Annotated in this window: 25 protein-coding genes, 1 tRNA gene and 1 pseudogene; 17 read left to right on the forward strand and 10 right to left on the reverse strand. The window is 69.5% G+C overall.

The window, feature by feature from the left end; genetic code table 11:
- Positions 1–236 precede the first annotated feature (236 nt).
- From OG496_RS33375 to OG496_RS33445, 15 genes and pseudogenes are all read left to right on the forward strand, one after another.
- Positions 237–656, forward strand: a complete 420-nt coding sequence (locus OG496_RS33375) for an NADH-quinone oxidoreductase subunit A (RefSeq protein WP_405973564.1) — start codon at positions 237–239, stop codon at positions 654–656.
- Complete coding sequence (locus OG496_RS33380) at positions 647–1,342, forward strand: NADH-quinone oxidoreductase subunit B (RefSeq protein ID WP_405973565.1); 696 nt, start codon at positions 647–649, stop codon at positions 1,340–1,342. Before OG496_RS33375 ends, OG496_RS33380 begins: the two co-directional genes overlap by 10 nt.
- Positions 1,339–2,721 carry an NADH-quinone oxidoreductase subunit C gene (locus OG496_RS33385; protein WP_405973566.1) on the forward strand — a complete coding sequence of 461 codons (1,383 nt, stop codon included), beginning with the start codon at positions 1,339–1,341 and terminating at the stop codon, positions 2,719–2,721. Before OG496_RS33380 ends, OG496_RS33385 begins: the two co-directional genes overlap by 4 nt.
- Positions 2,718–3,686, forward strand: a complete 969-nt coding sequence (locus tag OG496_RS33390) for a complex I subunit 1 family protein (RefSeq protein ID WP_366489074.1) — start codon at positions 2,718–2,720, stop codon at positions 3,684–3,686. Before OG496_RS33385 ends, OG496_RS33390 begins: the two co-directional genes overlap by 4 nt.
- Positions 3,686–4,300, forward strand: a pseudogene (locus OG496_RS33395) (NuoI/complex I 23 kDa subunit family protein); the annotation flags it as partial. The gene OG496_RS33390 and the pseudogene OG496_RS33395, both read left to right, overlap by 1 nt.
- Positions 4,301–4,647: 347 nt before the next feature.
- The gene (locus OG496_RS33400) at positions 4,648–5,463 is read left to right on the forward strand and encodes an NADH-quinone oxidoreductase subunit J (RefSeq protein WP_405973567.1); all 816 of its coding nucleotides are present in this window, start codon (positions 4,648–4,650) and stop codon (positions 5,461–5,463) included.
- On the forward strand, positions 5,463–5,903 hold the full coding sequence (nuoK, locus tag OG496_RS33405; protein ID WP_405973568.1) for an NADH-quinone oxidoreductase subunit NuoK: 441 nt from the start codon (positions 5,463–5,465) through the stop codon (positions 5,901–5,903). Before OG496_RS33400 ends, nuoK begins: the two co-directional genes overlap by 1 nt.
- Positions 5,900–7,894, forward strand: a complete 1,995-nt coding sequence (locus OG496_RS33410; RefSeq protein ID WP_405973569.1) for an NADH-quinone oxidoreductase subunit L — start codon at positions 5,900–5,902, stop codon at positions 7,892–7,894. Before nuoK ends, OG496_RS33410 begins: the two co-directional genes overlap by 4 nt.
- 6 nt (positions 7,895–7,900) lie before the next feature.
- Positions 7,901–9,475 carry an NADH-quinone oxidoreductase subunit M gene (locus OG496_RS33415; protein ID WP_366489081.1) on the forward strand — a complete coding sequence of 525 codons (1,575 nt, stop codon included), beginning with the start codon at positions 7,901–7,903 and terminating at the stop codon, positions 9,473–9,475.
- Positions 9,472–10,995 carry an NADH-quinone oxidoreductase subunit N gene (locus tag OG496_RS33420; RefSeq protein ID WP_405973570.1) on the forward strand — a complete coding sequence of 508 codons (1,524 nt, stop codon included), beginning with the start codon at positions 9,472–9,474 and terminating at the stop codon, positions 10,993–10,995. Before OG496_RS33415 ends, OG496_RS33420 begins: the two co-directional genes overlap by 4 nt.
- Positions 10,996–11,184: 189 nt before the next feature.
- Positions 11,185–12,048 carry a zinc metalloprotease HtpX gene (gene htpX / locus OG496_RS33425; RefSeq protein ID WP_043682714.1) on the forward strand — a complete coding sequence of 288 codons (864 nt, stop codon included), beginning with the start codon at positions 11,185–11,187 and terminating at the stop codon, positions 12,046–12,048.
- Positions 12,045–12,437: a YccF domain-containing protein gene (locus OG496_RS33430; RefSeq protein WP_043682718.1), complete on the forward strand. Its 393-nt coding sequence runs from the start codon at positions 12,045–12,047 to the stop codon at positions 12,435–12,437. The genes htpX and OG496_RS33430 overlap by 4 nt, the downstream gene beginning before the upstream one ends.
- Before the next feature lie 12 nt (positions 12,438–12,449).
- Positions 12,450–13,607: a barstar family protein gene (locus OG496_RS33435; RefSeq protein WP_405973571.1), complete on the forward strand. Its 1,158-nt coding sequence runs from the start codon at positions 12,450–12,452 to the stop codon at positions 13,605–13,607.
- 114 nt (positions 13,608–13,721) lie between these two features.
- A complete protein-coding gene (locus OG496_RS33440) occupies positions 13,722–14,288 on the forward strand; it encodes an SMI1/KNR4 family protein (RefSeq protein ID WP_405973572.1) in 567 nt (188 codons plus the stop codon).
- A 179-nt stretch (positions 14,289–14,467) separates the two neighbouring features.
- Positions 14,468–14,734: a GlsB/YeaQ/YmgE family stress response membrane protein gene (locus tag OG496_RS33445; protein ID WP_366489088.1), complete on the forward strand. Its 267-nt coding sequence runs from the start codon at positions 14,468–14,470 to the stop codon at positions 14,732–14,734.
- Positions 14,735–14,833: 99 nt separating this feature from the next.
- Here OG496_RS33445 and OG496_RS33450 read toward each other — a convergent pair whose 3' ends face one another.
- Positions 14,834–15,322 carry a YajQ family cyclic di-GMP-binding protein gene (locus tag OG496_RS33450; RefSeq protein WP_366489089.1) on the reverse strand — a complete coding sequence of 163 codons (489 nt, stop codon included), beginning with the start codon at positions 15,320–15,322 and terminating at the stop codon, positions 14,834–14,836.
- A 234-nt stretch (positions 15,323–15,556) separates the two neighbouring features.
- Here OG496_RS33450 and OG496_RS33455 point away from each other — a divergent pair.
- A tRNA-Tyr gene (locus tag OG496_RS33455) sits at positions 15,557–15,638 on the forward strand.
- A 153-nt stretch (positions 15,639–15,791) separates the two neighbouring features.
- On the opposite strand, the gene OG496_RS33460 is transcribed toward OG496_RS33455, so the two are convergent.
- The 5 genes from OG496_RS33460 to OG496_RS33480 form a co-directional block, all read right to left on the reverse strand.
- Positions 15,792–17,156 carry a tyrosine-type recombinase/integrase gene (locus OG496_RS33460; protein ID WP_405973573.1) on the reverse strand — a complete coding sequence of 455 codons (1,365 nt, stop codon included), beginning with the start codon at positions 17,154–17,156 and terminating at the stop codon, positions 15,792–15,794.
- Positions 17,153–17,362: a helix-turn-helix transcriptional regulator gene (locus tag OG496_RS33465; RefSeq protein ID WP_405973574.1), complete on the reverse strand. Its 210-nt coding sequence runs from the start codon at positions 17,360–17,362 to the stop codon at positions 17,153–17,155. Before OG496_RS33465 ends, OG496_RS33460 begins: the two co-directional genes overlap by 4 nt.
- Positions 17,363–17,592: 230 nt before the next feature.
- Entirely contained in the window at positions 17,593–18,993 is a 1,401-nt protein-coding gene (locus OG496_RS33470; RefSeq protein WP_405973575.1) for a phage/plasmid primase, P4 family, read from the reverse strand.
- The gene (locus OG496_RS33475; protein ID WP_405973576.1) at positions 18,990–19,343 is read right to left on the reverse strand and encodes a hypothetical protein; all 354 of its coding nucleotides are present in this window, start codon (positions 19,341–19,343) and stop codon (positions 18,990–18,992) included. The genes OG496_RS33470 and OG496_RS33475 overlap by 4 nt, the downstream gene beginning before the upstream one ends.
- Positions 19,340–20,254, reverse strand: a complete 915-nt coding sequence (locus OG496_RS33480) for a bifunctional DNA primase/polymerase (RefSeq protein WP_405973577.1) — start codon at positions 20,252–20,254, stop codon at positions 19,340–19,342. The genes OG496_RS33475 and OG496_RS33480 overlap by 4 nt, the downstream gene beginning before the upstream one ends.
- Before the next feature lie 165 nt (positions 20,255–20,419).
- Here OG496_RS33480 and OG496_RS33485 point away from each other — a divergent pair, with 165 nt between their 5' ends.
- Entirely contained in the window at positions 20,420–20,857 is a 438-nt protein-coding gene (locus tag OG496_RS33485) for a hypothetical protein (RefSeq protein WP_405973578.1), read from the forward strand.
- Positions 20,858–20,894: 37 nt separating this feature from the next.
- On the opposite strand, the gene OG496_RS33490 is transcribed toward OG496_RS33485, so the two are convergent.
- The 4 genes from OG496_RS33490 to OG496_RS33505 all read right to left on the reverse strand — a co-directional run bounded on the left by OG496_RS33490 (position 20,895) and on the right by OG496_RS33505 (position 24,378).
- Positions 20,895–21,359 carry a hypothetical protein gene (locus OG496_RS33490; RefSeq protein ID WP_405973579.1) on the reverse strand — a complete coding sequence of 155 codons (465 nt, stop codon included), beginning with the start codon at positions 21,357–21,359 and terminating at the stop codon, positions 20,895–20,897.
- 204 nt (positions 21,360–21,563) lie between these two features.
- Positions 21,564–23,696, reverse strand: a complete 2,133-nt coding sequence (locus OG496_RS33495) for an FtsK/SpoIIIE domain-containing protein (RefSeq protein ID WP_405973580.1) — start codon at positions 23,694–23,696, stop codon at positions 21,564–21,566.
- A 59-nt stretch (positions 23,697–23,755) separates the two neighbouring features.
- A complete protein-coding gene (locus tag OG496_RS33500; protein WP_405973581.1) occupies positions 23,756–24,070 on the reverse strand; it encodes a hypothetical protein in 315 nt (104 codons plus the stop codon).
- Positions 24,058–24,378: a hypothetical protein gene (locus OG496_RS33505; RefSeq protein ID WP_405973582.1), complete on the reverse strand. Its 321-nt coding sequence runs from the start codon at positions 24,376–24,378 to the stop codon at positions 24,058–24,060. The genes OG496_RS33500 and OG496_RS33505 overlap by 13 nt, the downstream gene beginning before the upstream one ends.
- Position 24,379: the final 1 nt, after the last annotated feature.

The following is a 24,379-nucleotide window of genomic DNA, read 5'->3' on the forward strand; positions in this document are numbered from 1 at the left end:
GCGCTCCGGCGCCATGAGGTCCGCCGCCCGGGTCTGCTGGGGAAAACCCCACCATCGCGTCCGTCCCGTCATTCCGAGCGGATCTCAAGCCGTGACGGGCTGCTTACCTTGCCTTTAACAGGGCCTAGACTCCCGTGCGTACAGATCGTCGAACACAGAGTTCACATGGGTCACGGGGGCACCGGGTCACCGGAGCGGGCCGTGGGGAAGCCCGTGCGGAGGAGGAGGGGTCGGACTTGCGGGAGACGTTGCCGGACAGCTTGCGGGAGCCGACCGTGGTCGTCGCGGCGGACTACTTCCGGTCCTACTCCGTCGTGGGACTGCTCGCCGTCGTCGGCGTGCTCTTCGTCGCCGTGGCCTTCGGCGCCGGCCGCCTGCTGCGCCCGGTCGTCCCCACCCCCGAGAAACTCCTGACGTACGAGTGCGGCGTCGACCCCGTCGGCGAGGGCTGGGCCCACACCCAAGTCCGGTACTACGTCTACGCGTTCCTGTACGTCATCTTCGCCGTCGACTCGATCTTCCTCTTCCCCTGGGCGACGGTCTTCGCCGCACCGGGCTACGGCGCGACCACCCTCGTCGAGATGTTCGTCTTCCTCGGCTTCCTGACCGTGGGCCTGCTGTACGCATACAAGAAGGGCGTCCTGGCATGGACGTGACGCCGGACATGACCTCCTCCTCGTCTTCGCCCTCGCCGGAGCCGGTGTACCTCCCCGAGCCGAAACGCCTGGGCGCCCTCGCCCGCCTCGCCCCCGAACCCATGAAGGTGGTCCTCAACTGGGGCCGCCGCTACTCCCTCTGGGTCTTCAACTTCGGCCTCGCCTGCTGCGCCATCGAGTTCATCGCCGCGTCCATGGCCCGCCACGACTTCATCCGCCTGGGCGTGATCCCCTTCGCACCGGGCCCGCGCCAGGCCGACCTGATGGTCGTCTCCGGCACGGTCACGGACAAGATGGCCCCGGCCGTGAAACGCCTCTACGAGCAGATGCCCGAGCCCAAATACGTCATCTCCTTCGGCGCGTGCAGCAACTGCGGCGGCCCGTACTGGGACTCCTACTCGGTCACCAAGGGCGTCGACCAGATCATCCCGGTCGACGTCTACGTCCCCGGCTGCCCGCCCCGCCCCGAAGCCCTCCTCCAGGGCATCCTCAAACTCCAGGAGAAGATCGCCCGGGAGTCGCTGGGGGAGCGGTACGGGGTGACGGGGGGCCGGGCTTCTACGGCGGCGCTGCAGAGCGGGCTGGTCACGGCGCCGGTGCCGGATGGGGATTCCGCGGGTGCGGGTGCGGGTGCGGACTCGGACTCCGGCTCGGGTTCCGGCTCGGGCTCGGGTGATGCCCGATGACCGCCGTCGGTTGGCTGCCCGCTCCGGTTGAGGAACTCTTCGGTACGGAGGCCACGGCCGAGGAGTCCTACGACCTCCTCACGGTCGACGTACCCCCCGCCACCTGGCTCGCCGCCCTGCGCACCGCCCGCGACGACCTGGGCTGCACCTACTTCGACTGGCTGAGCGCGGTCGACGAACCAGGCACCGGCTTCCGCGTCTCCGCCCACGTCGTGGCACTGTCACCGGTACGCCGTCTCCTCGTCCGTACAACCGTCCCGCACGAGACCCCGGCACTCCCCACCGCCGTCGACGTCTACGCGGGCGCCGCCTGGCACGAACGCGAGACCCACGAAATGTTCGGCGTCGACTTCGAGGGCCACCCGGCGCTGGACCACCTCCTCCTCCCGGAAACCTTCGAGGGCCACCCCCTCCGCAAGGACTTCGTCCTCGCGGCCCGAGTCGCCAAGGCCTGGCCCGGAGCGAAGGAACCGGGCGAGTCCGACCACGGCGGCCCGAAACGCCGCCAGATGCTCCCGCCGGGCGTACCCGACCCGAACGAGTGGGGCCCCATGAAGGGCCAGCTTCCGGCGGCTCCGGCACGGCCTGCACGGGGGGCGGGGCGGGCTGCGGGGGAGCGTCCGGTACGTGCGGGGGGTGACCGTCCTGTCCGTGCGGCGGGCGAGTCCCCAGCTCGTGCGGCCGGTGACGGTCCGGCCCGTGCTGCGGGTGATCGCCCTGTGCGGCGGGCCCGTTCGGTTTCGGAAGGATCGGTGAGTCAGGGGGCGCCGGCCGAGGGTGCGGCCCCTTCGGGAGAGGGCGCGGTGCCATCGGCTGGGGGCGCGGGAGCGTCGGCCGGGCGTGAGGCCTCGCAGGTTGAGAACGCAGCGCCGGCGAGTGAGGGTGCGGTGCCCGCGACCGAGGGTCAGGCCCAGTCGGCCGAGGACGTTCGCGGCCCTGCGGTCCCGCCTGCTGGGCCGCGCCGGTCGCGCAGCGCGAGCGAGGGTTCGGCGAGTCAACAGGGCACGGGCGCGGCACCCCCTCGCCGGTCGCGCAGCGCGAGCGACGGCTCGGCATCGCAACAGGCACCGGCGCCAGCACCTGCGGTGGAACCGGCGGTGGAACCGGAATCGGCACCTGCGGCCGACCCGTCACAGGGACCGGCATCAACACGAGAGGGCAGCACCGCCCCGCCCCCCACCGCTCCCCGCAGCACGGACGCCCCGTGGCACAACGCCCGCCCAGCCTTCGAGCAGCCCGAGCCCGACCCGGACATAACTGCGGCTGACGCGGATGCAGTTGAAGGACCCGATTCACCCCCCACCACCGAAGACCCCGCCCCCGAAAACCCGACTCCCGACCCCCCGACCCCCGACACCCCCACAGGAGGCCCGCAGTGAACGACGTGCTCGACGTCGCCCTGCGACTCCTGATCGTCTTCGTCGTCTTCCTCACCTTCCCCCTGATCGTCGGTCAGACCGAGCACAAGGTGATGGCCCACATGCAGGGCCGCCTCGGCCCCATGTACGCCGGCGGCTTCCACGGCTGGGCCCAACTCGTCGCGGACGGCGTCAAGTTCGCCCAGAAGGAAGACATCGTCCCGGCGGGCGCGGACCGCCGTATCTTCCAACTCGCCCCCGCCGTAGCCCTCCTCCCGTATCTGCTCGTCCTCCTCGCCATCCCCATCGGCCCGAGCGAGGGCGCCGTCGGCCAGGTCCTGGACGCGGGCATCTTCTTCGTCCTCGCGGTGATGGGCGTGAGCGTCCTCGGCTCGCTCATGGCCGGCTGGGCCTCCGCCAACAAGTTCTCCCTCCTCGGCGGCCTCCGCACCGCCGCGCAGCTCCTCGCCTACGAACTCCCCATGCTGCTCACCGCCGCCTCCGTGGCGATGGCAGCCGGCACGGTCTCCCTCCCCGGCATCCTCGACGCCTTCCACTGGTGGTGGCTGCCCTGGCAGATCGTCGGCGCGGTCGTCTTCTTCGTGGCGGGCCTGGCCGAACTCCAGCGCCCTCCCTTCGACATGCCCGTCGCCGACTCCGAGATCATCTTCGGCGCCTACACCGAGTACACCGGTCTCCGCTTCGCCCTCTTCCTCCTCGCCGAGTACGCCGGAATCGTCGTCCTGTGTGGCCTGACCACCGTCCTCTTCCTGGGCGGCTGGCACGGCCCGTGGGGCGCGGACGGCCTCGGCTGGGTGTGGACCCTGCTGAAGACCGGGATCCTCGCCTTCGTCGTCATCTGGCTCCGCGTCACCTATCCCCGCCTGCGCGAGGACCAGCTCCAGAAACTCTCCTGGACCCTCCTCGTCCCCCTCTCCCTCGCTCAGATCGCCCTCACCGGCGTCGTGAAGGTGGTGTTCCTCTAGTGGCCCCCATCCCCGGCTCCGGTCTGGCCAAGGGCCTGGCCGTCACCCTCCGCACGATGACGAAGAAGACCGTCACCGAGCAGTACCCGGACACCCAGCCCGACCTCCCGCCCCGCACCCGCGGGGTCATCGGCCTGTTCGAGGAGAACTGCACGGTCTGCATGCTCTGCGCCCGTGAGTGCCCCGACTGGTGCATCTACATCGACTCCCACAAGGAGACGGTCCCGGCGGCGGCCCCCGGCGGCCGTGAGCGCAGCCGCAACGTCCTCGACCGCTTCGCCATCGACTTCTCCCTGTGCATGTACTGCGGTATCTGCATCGAGGTCTGTCCTTTCGACGCGCTGTTCTGGTCCCCGGAGTTCGAGTACGCCGAGACCGACATCCACGAACTCACCCACGAACGCGACAAGCTCCGCGAGTGGATGTGGACCGTCCCGGCCCCACCCGCCCTCGACCCCGGCGCCGAGGAACCCAAGGAGATCGCCACCGCCCGCAAGACAGCCGAGAAGCTGGCCGCAGCTCAGGCAGCTCAGGCCGCGGAAGCAGCAGAGGCCATGCAGACTCCGGAAGCCGCAACGACCGCAGAGGCCACGCAGGCCAAGCCCGCAGAGACCACCCGGACCACGGAAGCTGCAGGGCCCGCGAAGTCCACGCAGGCCGTAGAGGCCACCGAGACCGCGCAGCCCAGGCCCGCAGAGCCACCGCAGGCCGCAGAAGCCGCAGGGCCCACAGCCGCCACGCCGGCAGAGGTCACCGGGGCCGAGCAGGCTGGGCCCACCGAGGCCGCGGAGGCCACCGAGGCAGCGGAGGTCAAGCCGGCAGAAGCCGCCGAAGCTGCGCCGACCACCTCCGTCGAAACCACCTCCGCCGAAGCCGCGCCCACCGAAGCCGCGAAGCCCACCCCGGCCAAGCCCCCGCAGCCCAACCCCGCCGACCCCACCGAGCCGCCGGAGGGCCAGTCGTGACCCTCGCCGAAACCGTCGCCGTGACCGCCACGGCACCCCTCGCCGCCCCCCACACCCACGGGTTCCTCTCCCCGACCGGCGTCGAGATCGCCTTCCTCCTCGTCGGTCTGGTCACCTTCGGCGCCGCCCTGGTCACCGTCACCACCAAGCAGCTGGTGCACGCCGCCCTGTGGCTCGTGGTGACCCTCGGGGGTCTCGCCGTCGAATACCTCCTCCTCACCGCCGAGTTCATCGCCTGGGTGCAGGTCCTCATCTATGTCGGTTCCGTCGTCGTCCTCCTTCTCTTCGGTCTGATGCTCACCAAGGCCCCCATCGGCCGCTCCCCGGACGCCGACTCCGGCAACCGCTGGGCCGCCCTCGCCGTGGCCGTCGCCGCCGCGGCGGCCCTGGTCTGGGTCGTCGTCGACGCCTTCCGCGCGACCTGGATGGACCTGGACGGTCCGGCCGCCGGCTCGACCGCGGTGACCGGCGCGAGCCTGTTCCAGAACTGGGTCCTCCCCTTCGAGGCCCTCTCCGTCCTTCTCCTCGCGGCCCTGGTCGGCGCGATCGTCCTGTCCCGCAAGACGAAGTCGGAGCTGAGCTCTCCCCCTGTGAACTCCCGGCGCGCGACCGGTAGTTCCCCATCCGTCCCGGATTCCCGTAATCACACGTTCAGGCGAAATAGCCGGTCTCAAGGCAACGATCCGACCGCGCGGGACAACCGGACCGAGCGGAACGACCCGACTGAGCAGAATCAGACCGCCCAGAACCAGACCGCGCAGAACAGCGCAACCGCGCAGAACAACCCCACCGAGCAGAAGGGAGCCCGCTGATGCACCTCGTCTATCCCGCCGTGCTCGCCGCCCTCCTCTTCTGCACCGGCATCTACGGCGTCCTCGCCCGCCGCAACGCGATCCTCGTCCTGATGTCGGTCGAGCTGATGCTCAACGCCGTCAACCTGAACCTGGTCGCCTTCGACGTCTGGCTCAGCAGGACCGCCGAGGAGAAGCTGCACTCCGGCCAGGCCCTGACCCTGTTCACCATCGCCATCGCCGCCGCGGAGATCGGCATCGGCCTGGCGATCGTCCTCGCCGTCTACCGGGGCCGCGGCACCTCGGACATCGACAAGCTCCGCGACACCGCCGAGGGCCACGAAACCGACGGCCCCGACGGATCCGGCGGCTCCGACAGCCCCGGCGGGTCCAGCCCCGGCGGCTCAGACAGCGACGGCCCCGAGCCCCCCGCGGCCGAGAAGGCTGAGGCCACCGCGTGACCACGACCACCCTCGCCGTCCTCGTCCCCCTCCTTCCGTTCCTGGGCGCCGCGGCCGGCCTGCTCCTCGGCCGCACCGCCCCAGGGTTCGTCCGCCCGCTCGCCGTCCTGCCGTCGCTCGCCGCGCTCGCGCTGGCCGCGATCGTTGCTGTACGCCAGGGCGGCGAGGCGGCCGTCGACTCCGCCACCGAGCTCACGCCCACGGGCTCGGTCCCCGTCGAACTCGCCCTGCACATCGACGGCTTCGCCGCCCTCGTCGCCGTCCTGGTCGCCTTCGTCGCCACCTGCGTGCAGATCTACTCGACGGGCTACCTGCGCGATGACCCGCGCTACCCCTCGTACGCCGCCCTCGTCTCCCTCTTCACCTCCGCGATGCTCCTCGTCGTCTACTCCGGCGACCTGATCGTGCTGCTGGTCGGCTGGGAAGTCATGGGCATCTGCTCCTACTTCCTCGTCGGCCACTACTGGGAGACCCCGGAGGCCCGTGCCGCCTCCATCAAGGCATTCCTCGTCACCAAGCTCGGTGATGTCCCGTTCCTGATCGGCCTGTTCGCGCTCGCGACCGACGCCGGGTCCTTCCGCATCACCAAGGTCCTGAGCACCGTCGTGAACGGCGGGCTGCACCACCCGACGCTGATCGCCCTGCTGCTCCTGGCCGGTGTGGCGGGCAAGTCGGCGCAGTTCCCGCTGCACACCTGGCTCCCCGACGCGATGGCGGGCCCGACACCCGTCTCCGCGCTGATCCACGCCGCGACGATGGTCGCCGCCGGTGTCTACTTCGTCGCCCGTCTCCTTCCGGTGTTCGAGGCCTCCTCGGCCGCGATGGTCGTCCTCGCCGTCATGGCCGCCGTGACGATGGCCGGGTCGGGCCTCGCCGCGCTAGCCCAGGACGACATCAAACGCGTCCTCGCCTACTCGACGATCGGTCAGCTCGGCTACATGACCGGCGCCCTCGCCGTCGGCGACCGCGGTGCCGCCGTCTTCCACCTCCTGTCCCACGGCGCCTTCAAGGCGCTGCTCTTCCTCGCCGCCGGCGTGATCATCCACGCCTCCGGCACCAACTCGCTGGCCGCCATGTCCCGCATGGGCAACCTGCGCGCCCGCGTCCCCGACGCCTTCTGGACGATGACCGTGGCGCTCCTCGCGCTCGCCGCGATCCCGCCCTTCAGCGGTTTCTTCTCCAAGGAGTCCGTCCTCGGCGCCGCCGAACACGCGGCCACCGGAGACACCGCGCACATCCCCGGCGTCGCGGGCTGGATCGTCCTCGCCGCCGGCCTGCTCGCGGCCCTGCTCACCGCCGCGTACGCGACGCGCCTGTGGCTGCTCGCCTTCCACGGACGGGGAGTTGAAGCCCCCGACCACGGCAGGCAGCCCGTGGCGATGAACGCCGTGCTGTGGGTGCTCGCCGTCCCGTCCCTCGCCCTCGGCGGACTCGCCTACCGCGTGCTCCCCAACTGGTTCGACGGCCGTGACCTGACCCCGACACTCACCACGTCCGTCCTCGGTACGGGCGTCGCCCTCGTCGGCGGCATCGTCACCTACGGCGCCTGGCGGCACACCACCGCACGCGCGGCCGGCGCACCGCTGGGCGCGGTCGCGGCCCACCCGGAGGGCGACGCCGGACTCGTCGAGGCCGAGGCCATCGCGAGCCACACGCCCGCCTACGGAGACGTGGCCTCGGCACCCGACCCGGCGGATCCGGGCCGCCTGCTACTCGGCCCGCTGCACCGCCACGCGGCCTCCGGCTTCCATCTGGACGCCGTGTACGCGGCCCTGTTCGTCCGCCCGGTGATGGCCGCGGCGAGTCTCGTCCGGTTCCTCGACCGCGAGGTCGTCGACACCTACGTACGTGGCGCGGGCACCCTGCCCCGCCTGCTCGGCGCCGCCGTACGGCGCGCCCAGACCGGCAATATGCAGACCTATGTGAGCGCGCTGCTCGCCGGCACCGTCGTCCTGACGGTCGCCGTCCTCCTCGTCGCCACGGGAGCGTGAGCAGGCGTGATCGATATCAACGAGTCCGTGATGCAGGTCCTTCTGGCGTTCATCGTCGTCGGCCCGCTCCTGGGCGCCGTCACCGCCCTCCTGCCCGCCCCGCCGGGACTGAAGGGGAAGTCGCCCGAGCAGGCCGTACTACGGCACGGCGTCACCGTGACCGGCGTGATCCTCATCGCCGCGATCGTCCTCGCGCTCGGCTTCGACCACGACCATCCCTCGAAGATGCAGGCCACGACCGACATCAGCTGGATCCCCGCACTCGACGTGCGCATCCACCTCGGCATCGACGGCATCTCCCTCCCCCTCCTGGTCCTGACCGCGCTGCTGACCTTCCTCTGCGCGCTCTACTCCTACTTCAAGATGCCGTCGGGCCCGTCCCCGAAGGCGTTCGTCGCCCTGATCCTCGTCCTGGAGTCCGGCACCCTCGCCACCTTCGCCGTCCTCGACCTGATCCTCTTCTTCCTCGCCTTCGAGACCGTCCTGATCCCGATGTACTTCCTCATCGCCCGCTGGGGCGGTGCCCAACGGACCCAGGCCGCCTGGAAGTTCATCCTCTTCACGCTGCTCGGCTCCGTCGTCATGCTGCTCGGCCTGCTCCTGATCGGAATCAAGGCGGGCACATTCGACATGGTGGCACTCGCCACTGACAACGGCCGGTCGCTGACCACATCCGTGCAGGTCATCGCCGTTCTGGCGATCGGGATCGGGCTCGCGGTCAAGACCCCGATGTGGCCCCTGCACAGCTGGCTGCCCGACGCTCACACCGCCGCCCCGACCGTCGGCTCGGTCCTGCTCGCCGGCGTGATGCTCAAGATGGGCACGTACGGGTTCGTCCGCATCCTGCTGCCGATCGCCCCCGACGGCATGCACACCTTCGCGCCCTACCTCGCGGCCTTCGCCGTCGTCGGGATCATCTACGGCTCCCTGGCCTGCCTCGCCCTCGCGAAACAGGGCGCGAAGGGCGACCTCAAGCGCCTCATCGCGTACTCCTCCGTCGGCCACATGGGCTTCGTCCTGCTCGGCATCTCGACGATGACCCCGACCGGTGTGAACGGCGCCCTGTTCGCCAACATCGCCCACGGCCTCATCACCGGCCTCCTGTTCTTCCTCGTCGGCGCCCTCAAGGACCGCACGGGCACTACCGACTTGGACACCCTGGCCGAGGAGACGGGTGCAGCCCTCTACGGCAAGGCCCCGCGCCTCGGCGGCCTGCTCGCGTTCGCTGCCGTCGCCTCGCTCGGACTGCCCGGACTCGCCGGATTCTGGGGCGAGATGCTCGCGCTGTTCGGCGCGTTCAAGCCCGCCGCCGACCTCAGCCGCCCGGCCTTCCTCACCTTCATGGCGATCGCGGCCTTCGGCACCCTGCTGACCGCCGCCTACATGCTCGCCGTGGTCCGCCGCGTCTGCATGGGCGCCGTGGCGCAGGAAGCGCCGAAGCTCGCCGACGTCCAGACGTACGAGTTCGCCGCGTGGACCCCGCTCGTCGCCCTCACCGTCGCCGCCGGCCTGTGGCCGAAGGCACTCCTCGGCCTGACCGACCCGGCCGTGCAGCAGCTCCTCGCAGGAGGCAACCGATGAGCGCCCTGGCCCAGCCTCTCGCGGAGTCGATGGTCCAGTCCGTCGACTGGCTCGCGATCGCACCGCCCACCATCACGGCGGTCGTCGGCCTGGTGGTCCTCGTCGCCGACCTGTTCCTCCAGGAGGCCAGAAAGGCACTCCTGGGCTGGGTGTCGGTCGCGGGCCTGGCCGCCTCGGCCCTGATGCTGCTGCCCCTCCTGGACGGCGACCGCGCCACCTTCTGCCTCACCGGCGACGCGACCGCCTGCAGCTATACGGCGGACCGCTTCACCCTGGTCATCCAGTTCCTGGTCCTCGGCGGCGCCCTGTTGGCTGCCCTCCTGTCGATCACCACCCTGAAGGACGCCGACAAAGGACTCCCCGAAGGGGAGTACTGGTTCCTGCTGCTGTCCTCCGCCGCGGGTGCCGCCCTCCTGCCCGCCTCCCGTGACCTCGCGACCCTGATCGTCGCCCTGGAAGTTGCCTCCCTGCCCGCCTTCGCCCTTGTCGGCATCCGGCACGGCGACAAGAAGTCCGCCGAAGCGGCTCTCAAGTTCTTCCTGTCCTCGGTCACCGCGACCGCGGTCAGCCTGATGGGCGTCAGCTTCGTGTACGCCACCACGGGCACCCTGTACGTCACCCGGATCGCCGACCGCATCCAGCACGTCGACGGCCAGTTCCACACCCTCGCCCAGACCGGCGTCGCGCTCACCCTCGTCGGCTTCGCCTTCAAGACGGCCGCCGTCCCCTTCCACTTCTGGGTACCCGATACCTACGTAGGAGCGCCCCTCCCGATCGCCGCCTACTTGTCGGTCGTCGGCAAGGCGGTCGGCTTCTCGGGCCTGATCCTCGTCACCGTCGTCGCCTTCCCGTCGTACGCCGACGTGTGGGGCCCGGCACTCGCCGCCCTGGCCGCCCTCACCATGACGGTCGGCAACCTGGGCGCCCTGCGCCAACAGGCCACGCGCGTGTACAGCGCGGTACGGCTGCTCGCCTGGTCCTCCGTCGGCCAGGCCGGCTACCTCCTGGTGCCGATCGCCGCCGCCGCGTACTCGAAGGACGCCCAGAAGTCGATCGGCTCCACCGTCGCCTACGCCCTCATGTACGCGGCCGTGAACCTCGGCGCCTTTGCGGTAGCTGCTCTGGTGGGCCGTAGCAGAGCCCTCAACCGGATCAGCGACTACCGCGGCCTGTACGCGTCGAACCCGCTCGCAGCACTGCTCCTGGCCTTCTTCCTGCTGTGCCTCGCCGGGCTGCCGCCGGGTGTCATCGGACTCTTCGCCAAGGTGACCGTCTTCTCGGCGGCCGTCGACGCGGGCCTGGGCTGGCTGGCTGTCGTCATGGCCGTCAACGTGGTGATCGCGCTCTTCTACTACCTCCAGTGGACGGCCCTGCTGTTCCGCGCCCCGGTGGGCGAGCACGGCAAGCACCGCGTCCCCGCGCCCCTCACCGCCGCGCTCGCCCTCACCGGCGCCCTCGGAATCGCCCTCTCCGGAGCACCCCAACTGGTCCTGCGCTTCGCCGGCACCGGACTCTTCTGAGCCACCGGCACATACCACCGTCCTCACCCGGACGGCCCACCCCCGGCGTCGTACGCACAAGGGAACTAGAGCCCCCCGCCTGGCGTTGACCAGTACGGGAGGGTCCACTGGACGTGACACCACGACACCGGTGGCATCAGAGACCAGCAAGCAAAGGGTTCCCCTGCTGCACGATTTGGAGGGCGTACCGTGCACCGCCGGCACAACGGGCTCAGGACCGCAGTTCTCCTCGGGGGACTGTCCGCACTCATCATCGTCATCGGCAGCTTCTTCGGCCGCACGGGCCTCGTCGTAGCGGTCGTGATCGCGCTGGGCACGAACGCGTACGCGTACTGGAACAGCGACAAACTGGCGCTACGCGCGATGCGCGCCCGCCCGGTGAGCGAGTTCGAGGCCCCGGCCCTGTACCGGATGGTCCGCGACCTCTCCACCCAGGCCCGCCAGCCGATGCCGCGCCTGTACATCTCGCCCACGGAGGCCCCCAACGCCTTCGCGACGGGCCGCAACCCGCGCAACGCCGCCGTGTGCTGCACGGAGGGCATCCTGCGCATCCTGGACGAGCGCGAGCTGCGCGGAGTCATCGGCCACGAACTCAGCCATGTCTACAACCGCGACATCCTGATCTCCTCGGTCGCCGGCGCCCTCGCCTCGGTGATCATGTTCCTGGTCAACTTCGCCTGGCTGATCCCGATCGGCCGCTCGAACGACGACGACGGCCCCGGCATCCTGGGCATGTTGATGATCATGATCCTGGGTCCCCTCGCGGCCAGCCTCATCCAGTTGGCCATCAGCCGCTCAAGGGAGTACGAGGCGGACGCTTCCGGCGCCCAGCTCACCGGAGACCCCCTCGCCCTCGCGAGCGCGCTGCGCAAGCTCGACGCCGGCACCAAGCAGCTTCCGCTGCCCCCGGAGCCCCGCATCGAGACCGCGAGCCACATGATGATCGCGAACCCCTTCCGCCCGGGCCAGGGACTCTCCAAGATGTTCTCGACACATCCGCCGATGGCGGAGCGGATCGCCCGGCTCGAAAAGATGGCAGGTCGCCCTCAGTGAAAACCATCCTGAACGTCATTTGGCTCGTCCTGAGCGGCTTCTGGCTGTTCCTCGGGTACCTCTTCGCGGGCGCGCTGCTGTGCATCACGATCATCGGCATCCCGTTCGGGATCGCCGCCTTCCGTATCGGCGTCTACGCCCTGTGGCCCTTCGGGTACACGACGGTCGAGCGCCGGGACGCGGGCGCCCCCTCCTGCGTAGGCAACGTCCTGTGGCTGATCCTCGCGGGCTGGTGGCTGGCCCTCGCGCACATCGTCACCGGCATCGCCATGTGCATCACGATCATCGGCATCCCGTTCGGCATCGCCAACTTCAAGCTGATCCCGGTCTCGCTGTTCCCCCTGGGCCGCGAAATCGTGCCCACGGACCAGCCGTTCGCCACCCGCTGACGGCGGGCAGCGGTGGGGGCGCCCAAGTACGTCCTGCTGTCGTACGACGAAGGTGCCGAGTCCACCGGCGAGCACGGCTACGAGGAGACCTGGGCCCTGTGCGAGGACGCCGCCGATCTCTTCGCCGACCCGCCCCCACCCGCGCGCGGGACGTACGAACTCCTCGGCTGCGCACCCGAGGGCGACCTGCGAACAGCCCTCGCACGCGCGCGTGCCGACGGTTCGGCACCGCTAGGCCTACTCACCCTGGAGACCCTCGGCAGGACCGGCGGGGGAGAGGGCGAGTGGCGGCTGGAGGACGTACGCGTCGTAGGCGACCGTCCCTGCGCGCGTGACCTGTCACTGAGGGACGTCACCGTCGAGGGCAGGCAGTCCGACGACAACCTCTACGACTATCCGCAGCGCCCGCCCCTGTCGCCGGGCTACCGGGTACTGGGCGCGGACGGCCAGCCATGGGGCGGCTGCCGGGACCTGGCCCACGTCCAGGAGGACCGGCCCGAACAACTGGAGCCTCCCCTGCGCCTGTTGGGCTGCTCCCCGCGCGGTGCGCTGCGGGCGGCACTGGACGGCGGGGAAGAGGACCTGGGCCACGTCAAGGTGGTGCGCGTCGACTCGTCCGGCCGGCCCGTGCAGCCCGCCGCCGAGGGCGAGTTACGGGCCTGGATCCCGTCCGCGCGCGGCTCGGGCCTGGTCGACCTCACCCTCGACCCCTGGTCGGAACGCCCACCGCTCGCGGCCCGGGAGGTGTGGGACCTGTGGGGCGAGGGCCGCCCCTCCGAACCCAACCACTGGGCCGGTTGCGACGCGGAAGGCCGCCGATCCTGGCTCGACACGGCCCTGGCGAACCACACCCACGACACCTCGGACCGTCCGCCGGGCACCACCTATCACCTCGACGGCAGCCACATCACCGACGCACCCGGCTTCTTCTGCGCCCTGGGCGAGGCGGTGAACGGCCCCGCCGGATACTTCGGTCGGGGCCTGGACGCTCTGAACGACTGCTTGCGCGGCCGCTGGGGAGCCGCCTCGCCCTTCACCCTCGTCTGGCACGACGCCGCCGTAGCCCGCGCCTGCCTCGACGTCACCCCGCACACCGGCCGGCGCCCGCCGACGTTCGAGGAACTGCTCGCGTTCCTCGCCGAACGGCACGTCGACGTCCGCCTGTCCTGACCGTTCGTCACCGCACCACGCCCGCAGCCGGAGCACACGGCCAGCGGTTTTCCACAACCGCCGGGTTGTCCACAGGCCGGCCCGATTGTCAGTGGCGCGCGGCACCATGAAGCCATGACCGAGAACGAGCAGCAACTGCTGACACGGGTGGCCGCCGAAGCCCGCAACACCCGCCCGTCGGGCCGGACTTCACTCCCCGCCCCGGTGGACGGGGCCACGGTGACCCGCGCCGAGGCCGCCCTGGGGTTCCGCCTGCCCCCGCTGCTCGCCGCGCTCTACACACGGATAGGGGACGGCGGATTCGGCCCGGAGTACGGCCTGTTGCCCCTCCTCGACAACCCGCCGGCCGGCGAGCCCGCCGCCGTCACGCAGTACCTCGCCAACCGCGCGAGCGGACACAAGGACCCCGACTGGCCCTGGCCCGAGGGCGTCCTGCCGATATCCCACTGGGGCTGCGCGATGTACGCGTGCGTGGACTGCCGAACCCCACAGGCCACGGTCCTCCTCTACGAGCCGAACGCCGACGAGGCCGACCACGCGTGGTACGTCGACGCGCCCAGCCTCGCCGACTGGCTGCGCTCCTGGCTCGACGGCACGGGTTGGTACGAGGACTACGAAGGCGCCCCCGAACCGACACCGTGGACCGGCTTCCGCATCCGCACGACGGTACAGGCATCCTGAGCGGTCGTCGCAGGCCACCGATGCCTGCAACCACCACACGCATCCGTGACGTCCTGTTCATCGACACGGCGGAACATTCAGCGACAGGCCGTGGCAAGGACCTACGAACACAGCCTGTCCGGGCGGAATTCACAGCTCCGGATCAGTGCAAGCACAGCGCGAGAGGGCAGGTTCACGGCATGGGCATCATCAGCTGGATCATCCTGGGACTGTTGGCCGGAGCCATCGCCAAATTCCTGCTGCCGGGCCGCGACCCGGGCGGCTTCATCGGTACGACCATCATCGGCGTCGCGGGAGCGTTCATCGGCGGCTGGATCTCGGCCCGCTGGCTGGACCACCCGGTCGCCAAGAACTTCTACGACGGCGCCACTTGGGCCTCGGCGATAGGTGGCGCGCTCGTCCTCCTGATCGCCTACCGCGTCCTGTTCGGCAACTCGCGCAACTAGCGCGTCCCCGTGCCGCAGCCAGCAGGCGAGAAGGGTGGGCATCGACGGATGCCCACCCTTCCTCGTAGCTCGCGCGCGGCGGACGCGCGAAGCGTGGTTCTACCGGTAGTTCACGAACTGCAGCGCGAAGTCGAAGTCCTTGCCCTTGAGCAGGGACTGCACGGCCTGGAGGTCGTCGCGGCTCTTCGAGCTGACCCGCAGCTCGTCGCCCTGCACCTGGGCCTTCACGCCCTTGGGACCCTCGTCGCGAATGATCTTCGCCACCTTCTTCGCGTTGTCCTGGGAGATGCCCTCCTCGATCGACGCGGAGATCTTGTACTCCTTGCCGGAGAGCTGCGGCTCACCGGCGTCCAGCGCCTTCAGCGAGATGCCGCGCTTGATCAGCTTGGACTGGAAGACGTCGAGGATCGCCTTGACCCGCTCCTCGGAGTTCGCCTCCATGAGGATCTTCTCGGCGGACCATGCGATCGAGGCACCCACGCCCTTGAAGTCGTAGCGCTGGGAGATCTCCTTGGCGGCCTGGTTGAGGGCGTTGTCGACCTCCTGCCGCTCGACCTTCGAGACGATGTCGAAACTGGAGTCGGCCATGTCCTGTGGCTCCTTGTATCGGGGTGCGTATCGATGCGTGTCACTGCGTATCGGCGTGCGTCGGGGCAGCCGCCGAGCCCGGCGCAGGCCCCGGGCCGCATCCGCATAAGCCTAGCCACCCCCTCCCCTCCGAGCGCCGGTCAATCGGGTGGCGAAGCACCCCTGGGCATCGGGTATCGTTTACGTCGTTGCCACGGAGCACCGCCGAAAAGCGGTTCGAGAGGCAGCAGCCCCGGCGGTGTGCCCGAGTGGCCAAAGGGAGCAGACTGTAAATCTGCCGGCTTAGCCTACCCAGGTTCGAACCCTGGCGCCGCCACACGGAAACGAAGGGCCCGTGACCTGCATTCAGTGCAGGTCACGGGCCCTTCGTTATGCGCCATGGAGATTCAACGGCTGTCTCGCTCTGTCTCGCATTCGAACGCCGTGTCTCGAAGTGTGTGGACGGGGCGTGGACGGGATTTCAGGCCGGTCACCTGCCCTGTCCCAGCCGAGCGGAGATCTTCGCGTTGGCAGCGTCGTCGCCGTCCTTGAGGAACTTGGCGTAGACCCGGAAGAGCACCGCCACACTGTGGCCGGCGCGCTCGGCAACGAGCTGAGGCTCTACCCCTGAGCTGAGCCAAGTGGACACCGCAGCGTGGCGAAGATCATACGGACGCTTGGCCAACACAGACTCGAACTCGGCGGTGGTCAGGGCCCGGGTGCGAGCCTCTGCCCAGACCTCGCCATAGCCCGTGTCCTGGACCAGCCCACCGCGCATCGTCTGGAACACCCGTCCCTCGCTGGCCGTGCCGTAGGCGGTGAGGTGCCACCGCAGCAAGGCGACCAGTTCGGGCGGGATCGGCACGTGCCGGACCGCCTTTCGGGGACGGTGCTTCAGGCCGCGCTTGTCGTGCGCTTCGCCACTGTCCGTCCACGCGGAACCGGAACGGGGACGGGTGTCCCTGAGACGGAGCAGGCCCCACCCGCGTCGGGGCAGGTCGCAGTCTCGGCGCCGTAGGCCGATGACTTCGGCCGGCCGTGCCGCCGCGTAGTACATGCAGCCGAAGAACGCTGCGAGACGTCGACCGCGCGGGCTTTGATCTCGCACGGCGGCCAACAGCTTGGACGCTTGACCAGGGTTCGGCACGCAGGCCGGATCGACCTCTTCAACCACCTGCTCGGGGGCTTTCCACTTGATGCGGGTGAGCGGGTTGTCGGTGAGGAGTTCGGCCTCTACTGCGTACTCAAGCGAGTTGTAGAAGATTGCACGCTTTCGGCTGATCATTCCCGCCGACGCGGTCTTGCCGTCCAGCCGAAGGGAGACGGCATTGAGGGCGGCTCTTACTCGAATGAGGTCAGAGAGTGCCGAGGTGGGCAGTGACTTGCGGTCGAACCAGTCCAGCACTTTGGCCACGGCGGTGGGAATCTCCTGATTCCTGCGCTTCATGTTGAATGCCCAGCCGTAGAGGGCCGAGCGGACGGCTTGCGCGTCTGGCATGCCCTTGGTGTCCTTCACGAACACGGGGGTCACGGTCGCCATGGCTTCGGCCAGAGTGCGGCGGGTCGACGCGGGGGAGTGGTCCCACTTCATCTCGATGTAGTTGCGTGCGTGCTCGTACCACGAGATATCCCGGTCCTTGGTGACCAGCGACTTCGGCAGGCCGCTTTCCACGTCGAATGCTTCGCCGTCGCGCGCCGCCGTAACGAGTTGGGCCCGGCGACTTTCCGCCAGGCCCAATGTCAGGAACGATTCCGAGTGGGGGCGCAGTCCTACCTTCCAGCGGAGTTGGTAGGGCTTCCGATAGTCACGCTTGCGGATGGCCCAGATCTTTACGGTGTAGCTCCACTCGGTCACGCGGCATCCATTCCGTCGAGAAAGGCGTCCAGGACGCTCCGGCGCACGCGGATGCGGCCGGTCTGCGTGCGCTTGGCTTCAGGTCCGTAGCCGCGATTGCGCCAGCGGTACCAGGTCGCGCGGGTTATGCCGATTTCCACGAGTGCATCGCTCAGGTCCAGCCACGGATCGGCAGGGATGTGGCGACGCCGGGTAGGGGTGCTCATGCGGAGATCTCCCTGGGGTGAGGAGAGGATGAGGCGGGGTGTGGTTGGCGTCACAATGCTGTGGGTCGCGACCCATCGCGGCCCAAGCCTGTGACCTGCGGTTTTGTGCGCTCGTGTTGCGACCCATCGCGGCCCAAGCGTCGGGTGGGGTGGGCCGCGATGGGGTGCGGAAGAAACCGCAGGTCACAGGCTGTGGGTCGCGATGGGCCGCGACCCGGCGGATTGTGGACTCAACCGCTGAGGGCGATGCCGTTGTAGGTCGCGATCCGTTCCTCGCCCGACGGCGCTCGGGGCCGGGTGCGGTTGAGTTGGGGTACGACGGAGAGCAGGTTGCGGCCGAAGACTTGTTTGGTGCCGGCGCGGACGCCGTTGTCTTCGGCCCACTCGCGCCAGACCGTCCACAGTGCGTCCACGGGGACCGTGCACGCGGGTCCGGTGGTGCAGCGTTCGCGGACGAATGCGCTGGTGGGTGAGGCGGTGTCCTGCATGGTGGTGACCGCTTCGCGACTGGACTGCGGTTGCGTGATCCGGCCGGTGCGCTGAAGGCGGGCCAGTCCGTCCAGTGCCCAGTTGAGGATGCCGGGCATCTCTGCGATGAGGCGGTCGACGAGGGTGGGATCTTCCTTGCCCAGCCACGACAACCGCATACTGAGCAGTACGAACCGCTTGGCGATGACCCCGGAGGAGTCGCCGAAGTGCGGCAGTTCGTTGGACAGCATCATCAACCGGGTGGGCAGTTTCCCGGTCCACACCTCGCGGTACTTGCGGTCGACGTCGATCGTGTCCTCACCCGAGATCGTCAACAGCCGTTCCACGACCTGGCTGTTGTCGTTGCCGGACAGCCGGGCGTCGGAGATGACCGCGAGCGGCTTGCCGACGAGGGTGGACAGTCCGAAGTTCGTGCCGAGTCCGGCCAATGTGGGTCCGGCGAGATTCTCCTTGCCGACGAGTGTCTTCAGGACGCGGGCGATGGTGCCCTTTCCGGAGCGGGAGGGGCCGACGATGAGCAGGATCTTTTGCTGGTCGGTGCGGCCGGACAGGACGTAGCCGAACCATTCCTGAAGTGCGGCGATGGCGTCGGCGTCATCGGGCCAGACCTGAGCCAGGAAGCGTTCCCAGGTCGGTGCCTGCGCTGCGGGGTCGTAGGCGAAGGGCACGGAGCCGAGGTTGAAGAATCCCGGTCCGTGCGGGATCAGGGCGCGGTCCTGGATGCGCAACAGGCCGTTCTCGCAGGCCACGATCAGGCCCTGGTCCTGCTCGGGGGCGCCCTGGTCGTCGATCCAGGAAGGGGCGTCGGTGTCGGTGGGCACCAGGGTGATGGAGCCGAGGGCATCCAACAGGTTGCTGATCTTCTGCTTTGTGGGTGCCCAGTCGCGTTCCTCGGTCTCCCCGTCCTTGGTCGGGGCGAGGAAGACGACGTGTTCGAGGCGCTCGTACATGGCCTTGCGGATCTGAGCCTCGTCGATCTCGCGCCAGCAGGTACCGGTCCAGCGCATCCACGAGGCACGCCAACGCCGGAACACGAGTTTGCCGTCCTCGCTCTGCCAGTCGGGCAGCAGCCGGCGCGCGACTGCCAACGGGTTGGAGGGCGGGGGCAGTTCCTCGGTCTGGGTGTCGGGGCGGTTCATCATGCGGCCGTCCTCCCTTCCTGCGGGGCCCGGAGCGGGCAGTGTTCGCGGTGGCCGGCGTGTTCGGTGATCAAAGCGAGCACCTTGCGTGCGCCGAACGCGCGGCGGTCCCTGCCGCACAGGCACGTCGACCGGGCGGTCGGGGTGGCGCCGCGAGGGGTGCAGATGGTCAGCCACGCGACCGGGTACCGGCCGTCGCCCTGCTGCGGGTCAGGTCGAACAGCAGTGGGGACGCCTACGGCGACGCCCTTCGAGTCGCCCAAGTCCGCCTGTGCCGGGGCGAGTTCGGCGGGGATCGGGCCGTCCGGGGTGGGGGTGAGGCTCTTCAGGCGGGGGCGCGGTGGGGTGCTCATGCCGCATCCCGCCTGACCTGGTTGTGGGCGATGGACCAGTTCAGGGCGCTGCGGAGAGTGGAGCGGCACTCGGCAGCGGTGAGTCCGGTCGACTCCCCCGCCTCCTGAAGAGCCTGTTCAACCACGTGCCGGGGGAGGTCGCCCCACGCGATGAGCCGTCCCAGAGCGCGCGCCGCCCGGAACAACGAGGCTTCCCGCCCGCCGGGTTGGGCCGACATGACGTTTCGCGTCTCGTTGCCGAGTGCGATGTCAGCGTATGAGCTGGATTGCGTCGTTACGGGCTCCGAGGGCGCCCGTACGGCCCTGGGGGCGGGTTGCAGGATGCTCAGCAGCCACGCGGGCACAGGGGCCGTCACGGGGGCGCTCAGGGCTTCGTAGCGTCCGGCGGGCAGGATGCTGCCCGCAGCGACGATGTAGCCGCCCCATGCGCGGGTGTCGATCAACTCCCCGATGGTTCCTGCCGTGTTGGACAGCCGTACCCCGTCCGGGGCGGTGAAGTGCAGGTGCTGTCCGCCGCTCGCGGTCCGAGTCCGGTAGGTGTCGGGCACCCGGTGTCCGGCGCGCTCGCAGAGCGCTGCGAAGGTTGCCGCGCCGTCAGGCGCGTCCGAACTGCCTTTGCTGCTTGTGGTCTTGGGCATGTCGAGGTCGACGACGAGCAGGCCGGAGGGTCCGGTGGCGATGCCGACGTTGAACGGGGCCTGCGACCAGGCCGCTCGGATGCGGTCGGGGTTCGTGGTGGCGCGCTGCTCCCACTTCTGGTGGGCGTGCGTGCAGGCTCCGGTGCGGGGGCAGGTGGCTTCGCCGTGCAGGGCGGGGCGCTTGGTGCCCGGCCGGAGGGGGAAGACGCGCCAGCCGCGTTCGGCGGCGTTCAGGGCCGCGCGCAGCAGCGCGGATCGGGGGGCATGGGTCATGCTGGATGCCTCCAACAGGTCTGTTGTGGACTGGTTGGCAAGGGCGGCCCCGGATCTTTGGCGAGACGAGGGGGCCGCCCTTGGCGTGTCTAGGGGATGTGCAGGGCAAGTTGGGTGGGGGTGGTGAGTCAGTGGGGAAAGACACTGAGGAGCGCTTGGCTGTGCGTGTATACGCACGACTTCCAACACCCTTGGCACTGGCTCGCAGGAGGCAACGCATTGGAGCTGTGGACGATCGTCGCGGCGGTATCAGCCGTCATCGCCAACGTCATCTCTGTGTTGGTCGCTCGGACTAGTCTCCGCAAGGCGGATGCCGCCTTGGAGCAGAGTCGAATCAACGCAGAACTGAGCTTGCAAAGGGCGGACTTGGCTCTTGAGCAGGCGCAACAGCTGTCTCGCGAATCCCTGCAAGCCCACTGGGCAATCGACGGAGCCATGTCTGCCATAGCTTGGCGCGACCAGGTGATCGAATTACATGATCGAGGCCTTACAGCAGAGCGGATACGCCGCATCATGCTCCTTGAAGACGGTGGCGCCGGTTACGAGGCCAGTAACGGGCACATCGACGACATCCTCAGAGGAATGCCACGGCGGCCCCAATGACAGATCGCCGGAAGGCCTTTGTACGCACCCACAGCGCTTAGCCGTGGAAGTGGTTGCGCTTGAAGATCGCTTTGCGGATGTTGACCGTGGTCCCGTTGCTGTGGCCGCGCGTGCTGAAGACCTGCACTGCGATCCACCCACCGAAGATCACAGCGGCGAGAGTGATGAGCTGGCTGATGAGCGCGGTCAGGGCGGCGATGAACGAGGTGAGCAGGATCAGTCCGCCGCACACGGCGAGGAACCCGACGCCCCCGAGCGCGATGTTCACGGCCGCGCGGGAGACGGGCGGCTTGGCGACGACCGGTTCGGGCTGCGCCGGGCTGATGGCGTAGCCGGTGACGACGCGTCCGTCCGGAAGGACGATGCTCGCCACGGACGGGATGGTGCCCGGCTGGACGGCGACGAGCGGCGCCGGCGCGGCGCCGGCGGGCGGGATGGGTGCCGGGTAGTAGACGTCCATGGCCCGTTCGACGGGCGCGTGACCGGATGTCTCGGGGTACATGCGGAATCCCTTCCGAACATAGATCAGGGAGGCAGGGACACCCCCTTGAAGGGGCGCTGTGGAGGGGGTTTTCGGGGCCTGTCCTGCGGGTCCTCCCTGCCTCCCTGAACGATCATCAGTGCAGGTCAGGGGGAAGGAGGCGGGTCAGGGAGGGGTTTAGGGACTTCTCCCTGCCTCCCTGGCCCGCCCGGGTGCGGCTCCCTGTCATCCGGCGGTGGAAGCGGAACCCTCGCTGTTGGTGTCGTCGTCGCGGTTGGCGAGGGCGCGGGCGAGGCGGTCGCGGCCGATGACCATGCGGCCGTCCGACTTGTAGGGCTCGGCTCCGGTGCCGTCCAGGACGCGCTTGAGGTCGATGAACGACCACTTGCCGTAGGCGTCCGCGTTCAGCGCGGCGAGCCTCTTGAGGACGTCCTGGGTCAGCACCCGGGAGGCGTCGCCGACCACGGACCCGATGTCGGCGAGCGGGTCGCGGTCCTCGCCGCGGTCGATGACGGTCAGCGTGGTGACGCCGTCGCGCAGGGCCTTGGCGCGCTCGATGATGGCTTCGGCCGCGTCGTCGTCGACGTAGTGCGTGCGCACGGTGATCGACGACTGCCCCTTCGGGATGTCGATCCCGGACGAGGCGACGACGAGGGTTCCCTGATCCAGGCCGGGGCGCAGCAGGTTCGGAGCGGCGCCTCCGTCGACGGCCTTGTCCCCCAGCGCCATCCGCGCCTGCGACTCCGTTCCCAGCGCGAGCGAGGCCCGCGTGTGGGCGCCCTCCCGTACGAGCTTGGGGAGGTTTTGGTCGGTGGGGTCCTGGGTGCCCTGCCACATCAACACGTTCACCGCACGACCCTGGTTGTGGATCTTCCGCACGGCCATGAAGTACCGAGACGTGGCCTTGGAGCCGCCGTAGAAGCGGCCCTCGTCGTCCTTGAGCGGGCACATGAACGCCACCTGCGCCTCGTCGACCAGCACGATGAGCGCGGGGAAGACGGTGCCGGGCGGGGCCATCAGGCGGCGGTTCATCTCGTCGACCGCGCCTTCGACCATCTCGGTCACCTGAATGACGTGCTCGTCGGTCGGACCCTGAATCAGGGTGGTGGCGACGCCGTCGAACATCTTCCAGTCCCCGATGCCCTTGAGGTCGCCCATGAGGAACTGCACCGACTTGTCGAGCGCGAGCCACAGGGCGAGGGAGCGCAGGGCGACGGTCTTGCCCTGGTTGGACAACCCGGTGATGAGCAGGTGGCGCTGATACACGCTCAGCGCGGCAGCGTCGCCGCGCAGGTCCTGCCCCCACGGGGCTTTGCCCTTGGTGTAGTCGGCGGTCATCGTCTCGTCGGTGACCAGCGGCGACGGCCCGATCGGCTCATCGAGCGCCCCGGAGTCGGCGACCCACAGGCGGACCGTGCGGGCGGCGGTCGGGATGGTGATGAACACCTCGTGCTCGTGCCGGGTGAGGTTCTCTGCCAGCTTGCGCCGCTTGTTCTGCACCTCGTTGGTCGACACCCCCGAGGGCAGGGTGACGTCGACCTCGACTCCGCATCCGGCGATCCGGATCGGTCCGAGCATCGCCGCGCCGGCGTCGCCCATCTCCTTGATGGCGTTGCGCAGGGCGGGCACTCCGAGGTCGCGCAGGGCCTTGACGACGATGGACGGGGTGATCGGCTCACCCTCCCCGTTGCGGACGTTGGCGGGGAGCGCCCACTGGGGTGCGGCCTGCTGCTTGCTGCCGACCGCCCACAGGCCGAGCAGGGCGAACAGCGGACCGAGGATCACAGCGGTGGGCCAGATGATCTGCACGATCCGGATCAGGGTCGCTATGAAGTCGATCGTCGCCTTCAACGGCGTGATGACGTCACGGACATCGTGGGTGTTGATGGCCATCACGACCCCGAGCGCGACCAGCACCCCGACGCTCATGGCGGCGCCGACTCCGACGCCCTTGGCCGCTTCCACGGGTGAGTGGAGGAGGTCCATGCGGCGGTGGTGGCGGGCGGCGCGGAAGCGCTGCAACCGCTCCTCCCACTCCTCCGCCAGCTCCAGGTTCCCCGCGGCTTCCGCCGCACGGATCATCCGCTCGTAGCGGGCCCCGGTCTTCCCGTCCCAGGTGCGACGGGCCACGATCCGGCCCCCGTTGAACGTGTAGAGACTGTGCCGGGCGACCGCACGGGCGGCGGACTTGGTGTTCTCATGGGTGACCGCAGTCTTCACGGCCCTCCCCGAACGCACCCACAGGGGGACCAGGGGCGCGGGCGGGGCGTCGGGCACCACGGTCAGCACCGTGGGAGTGACCTCCGGCTCGGTGCCGGTGGGCGGGTTCTTGACGAGGCGTACGACGTTCTCGGACATGCGGGAACTGCTCCTGACTGCCCTTGCGGGGGCGGGAGTTCGAGGAAAGACGAGGGGGGTCAGCGCTGGTGCCGGGCGCGGTTCTTGGCGCGGCTGAGCTGGGACGGCTCACTACGAGGGCCGTCGAACCAGCAGAACGGGCGGATCGTGTCGGCGGCCTTGAACACGCGGATCGCGGCGCCGGCCGGAGCGTCGGGCAGGGGGTAGACGCGGGCCCCGTCCAGGGAGGCGAGGATGCGGGCTCCGTGGTGCTCGCATCCGTCCGCGCCGGCGCCCGCCGTGTCGAGCACGGTCACGGCGGGCGGGCCGTCGCAGGGGGTGGGGTCCTGCGGGTGGGCGGCGGGGCAACGGTGGTCCATGCTCACCACAGCCACCCGGACGCCTTCTTCGCGGCCTTTTCGCGGGCGGCTTCGGTGAGGATGCGCAGCTTCTCGCCGTTGAGGGCGGTCAGTTCGGCGGTCAGCCGGGCTTCGGCAGCGGAACCGGTGGTTTCCATCTGCCGCTCGGCACGGCCCGGGTTCTTGCCGCGTACGACCTGGTAGGAGCCGCCCGCGATGGCGCGGGCCATGGCCCGGCGCTCCGAGCCGTTCAACGGCCACCACTCGCCCTTGCGGACCGCTTCCAGCTTGGCGGCGGTCTTCTGGATCTCACGGTCCAGGCGGCGGATCTCGGATTTGGACACG

Source organism: Streptomyces sp. NBC_00988 (genome assembly GCF_045162645.1).
Classification (GTDB): Bacteria; Actinomycetota; Actinomycetes; order Streptomycetales; family Streptomycetaceae; genus Streptomyces.

Coding starts and splice junctions, on each gene's coding strand:
- OG496_RS33445 (WP_366489088.1), top strand. CDS start 14,468: ATGGGCATCATCAGCTGGATCATCCTGGGACTGTTGGCCGGAGCCATC.
- OG496_RS33480 (WP_405973577.1), bottom strand. CDS start 20,254: ATGACCCATGCCCCCCGATCCGCGCTGCTGCGCGCGGCCCTGAACGCC.
- OG496_RS33420 (WP_405973570.1), top strand. CDS start 9,472: ATGAGCGCCCTGGCCCAGCCTCTCGCGGAGTCGATGGTCCAGTCCGTC.
- OG496_RS33495 (WP_405973580.1), bottom strand. CDS start 23,696: ATGTCCGAGAACGTCGTACGCCTCGTCAAGAACCCGCCCACCGGCACC.
- nuoK (WP_405973568.1), top strand. CDS start 5,463: ATGCACCTCGTCTATCCCGCCGTGCTCGCCGCCCTCCTCTTCTGCACC.
- OG496_RS33440 (WP_405973572.1), top strand. CDS start 13,722: ATGACCGAGAACGAGCAGCAACTGCTGACACGGGTGGCCGCCGAAGCC.
- OG496_RS33465 (WP_405973574.1), bottom strand. CDS start 17,362: ATGAGCACCCCTACCCGGCGTCGCCACATCCCTGCCGATCCGTGGCTG.
- OG496_RS33450 (WP_366489089.1), bottom strand. CDS start 15,322: ATGGCCGACTCCAGTTTCGACATCGTCTCGAAGGTCGAGCGGCAGGAG.
- OG496_RS33475 (WP_405973576.1), bottom strand. CDS start 19,343: ATGAGCACCCCACCGCGCCCCCGCCTGAAGAGCCTCACCCCCACCCCG.
- OG496_RS33470 (WP_405973575.1), bottom strand. CDS start 18,993: ATGATGAACCGCCCCGACACCCAGACCGAGGAACTGCCCCCGCCCTCC.
- OG496_RS33380 (WP_405973565.1), top strand. CDS start 647: ATGGACGTGACGCCGGACATGACCTCCTCCTCGTCTTCGCCCTCGCCG.
- OG496_RS33385 (WP_405973566.1), top strand. CDS start 1,339: ATGACCGCCGTCGGTTGGCTGCCCGCTCCGGTTGAGGAACTCTTCGGT.
- OG496_RS33490 (WP_405973579.1), bottom strand. CDS start 21,359: ATGTACCCCGAGACATCCGGTCACGCGCCCGTCGAACGGGCCATGGAC.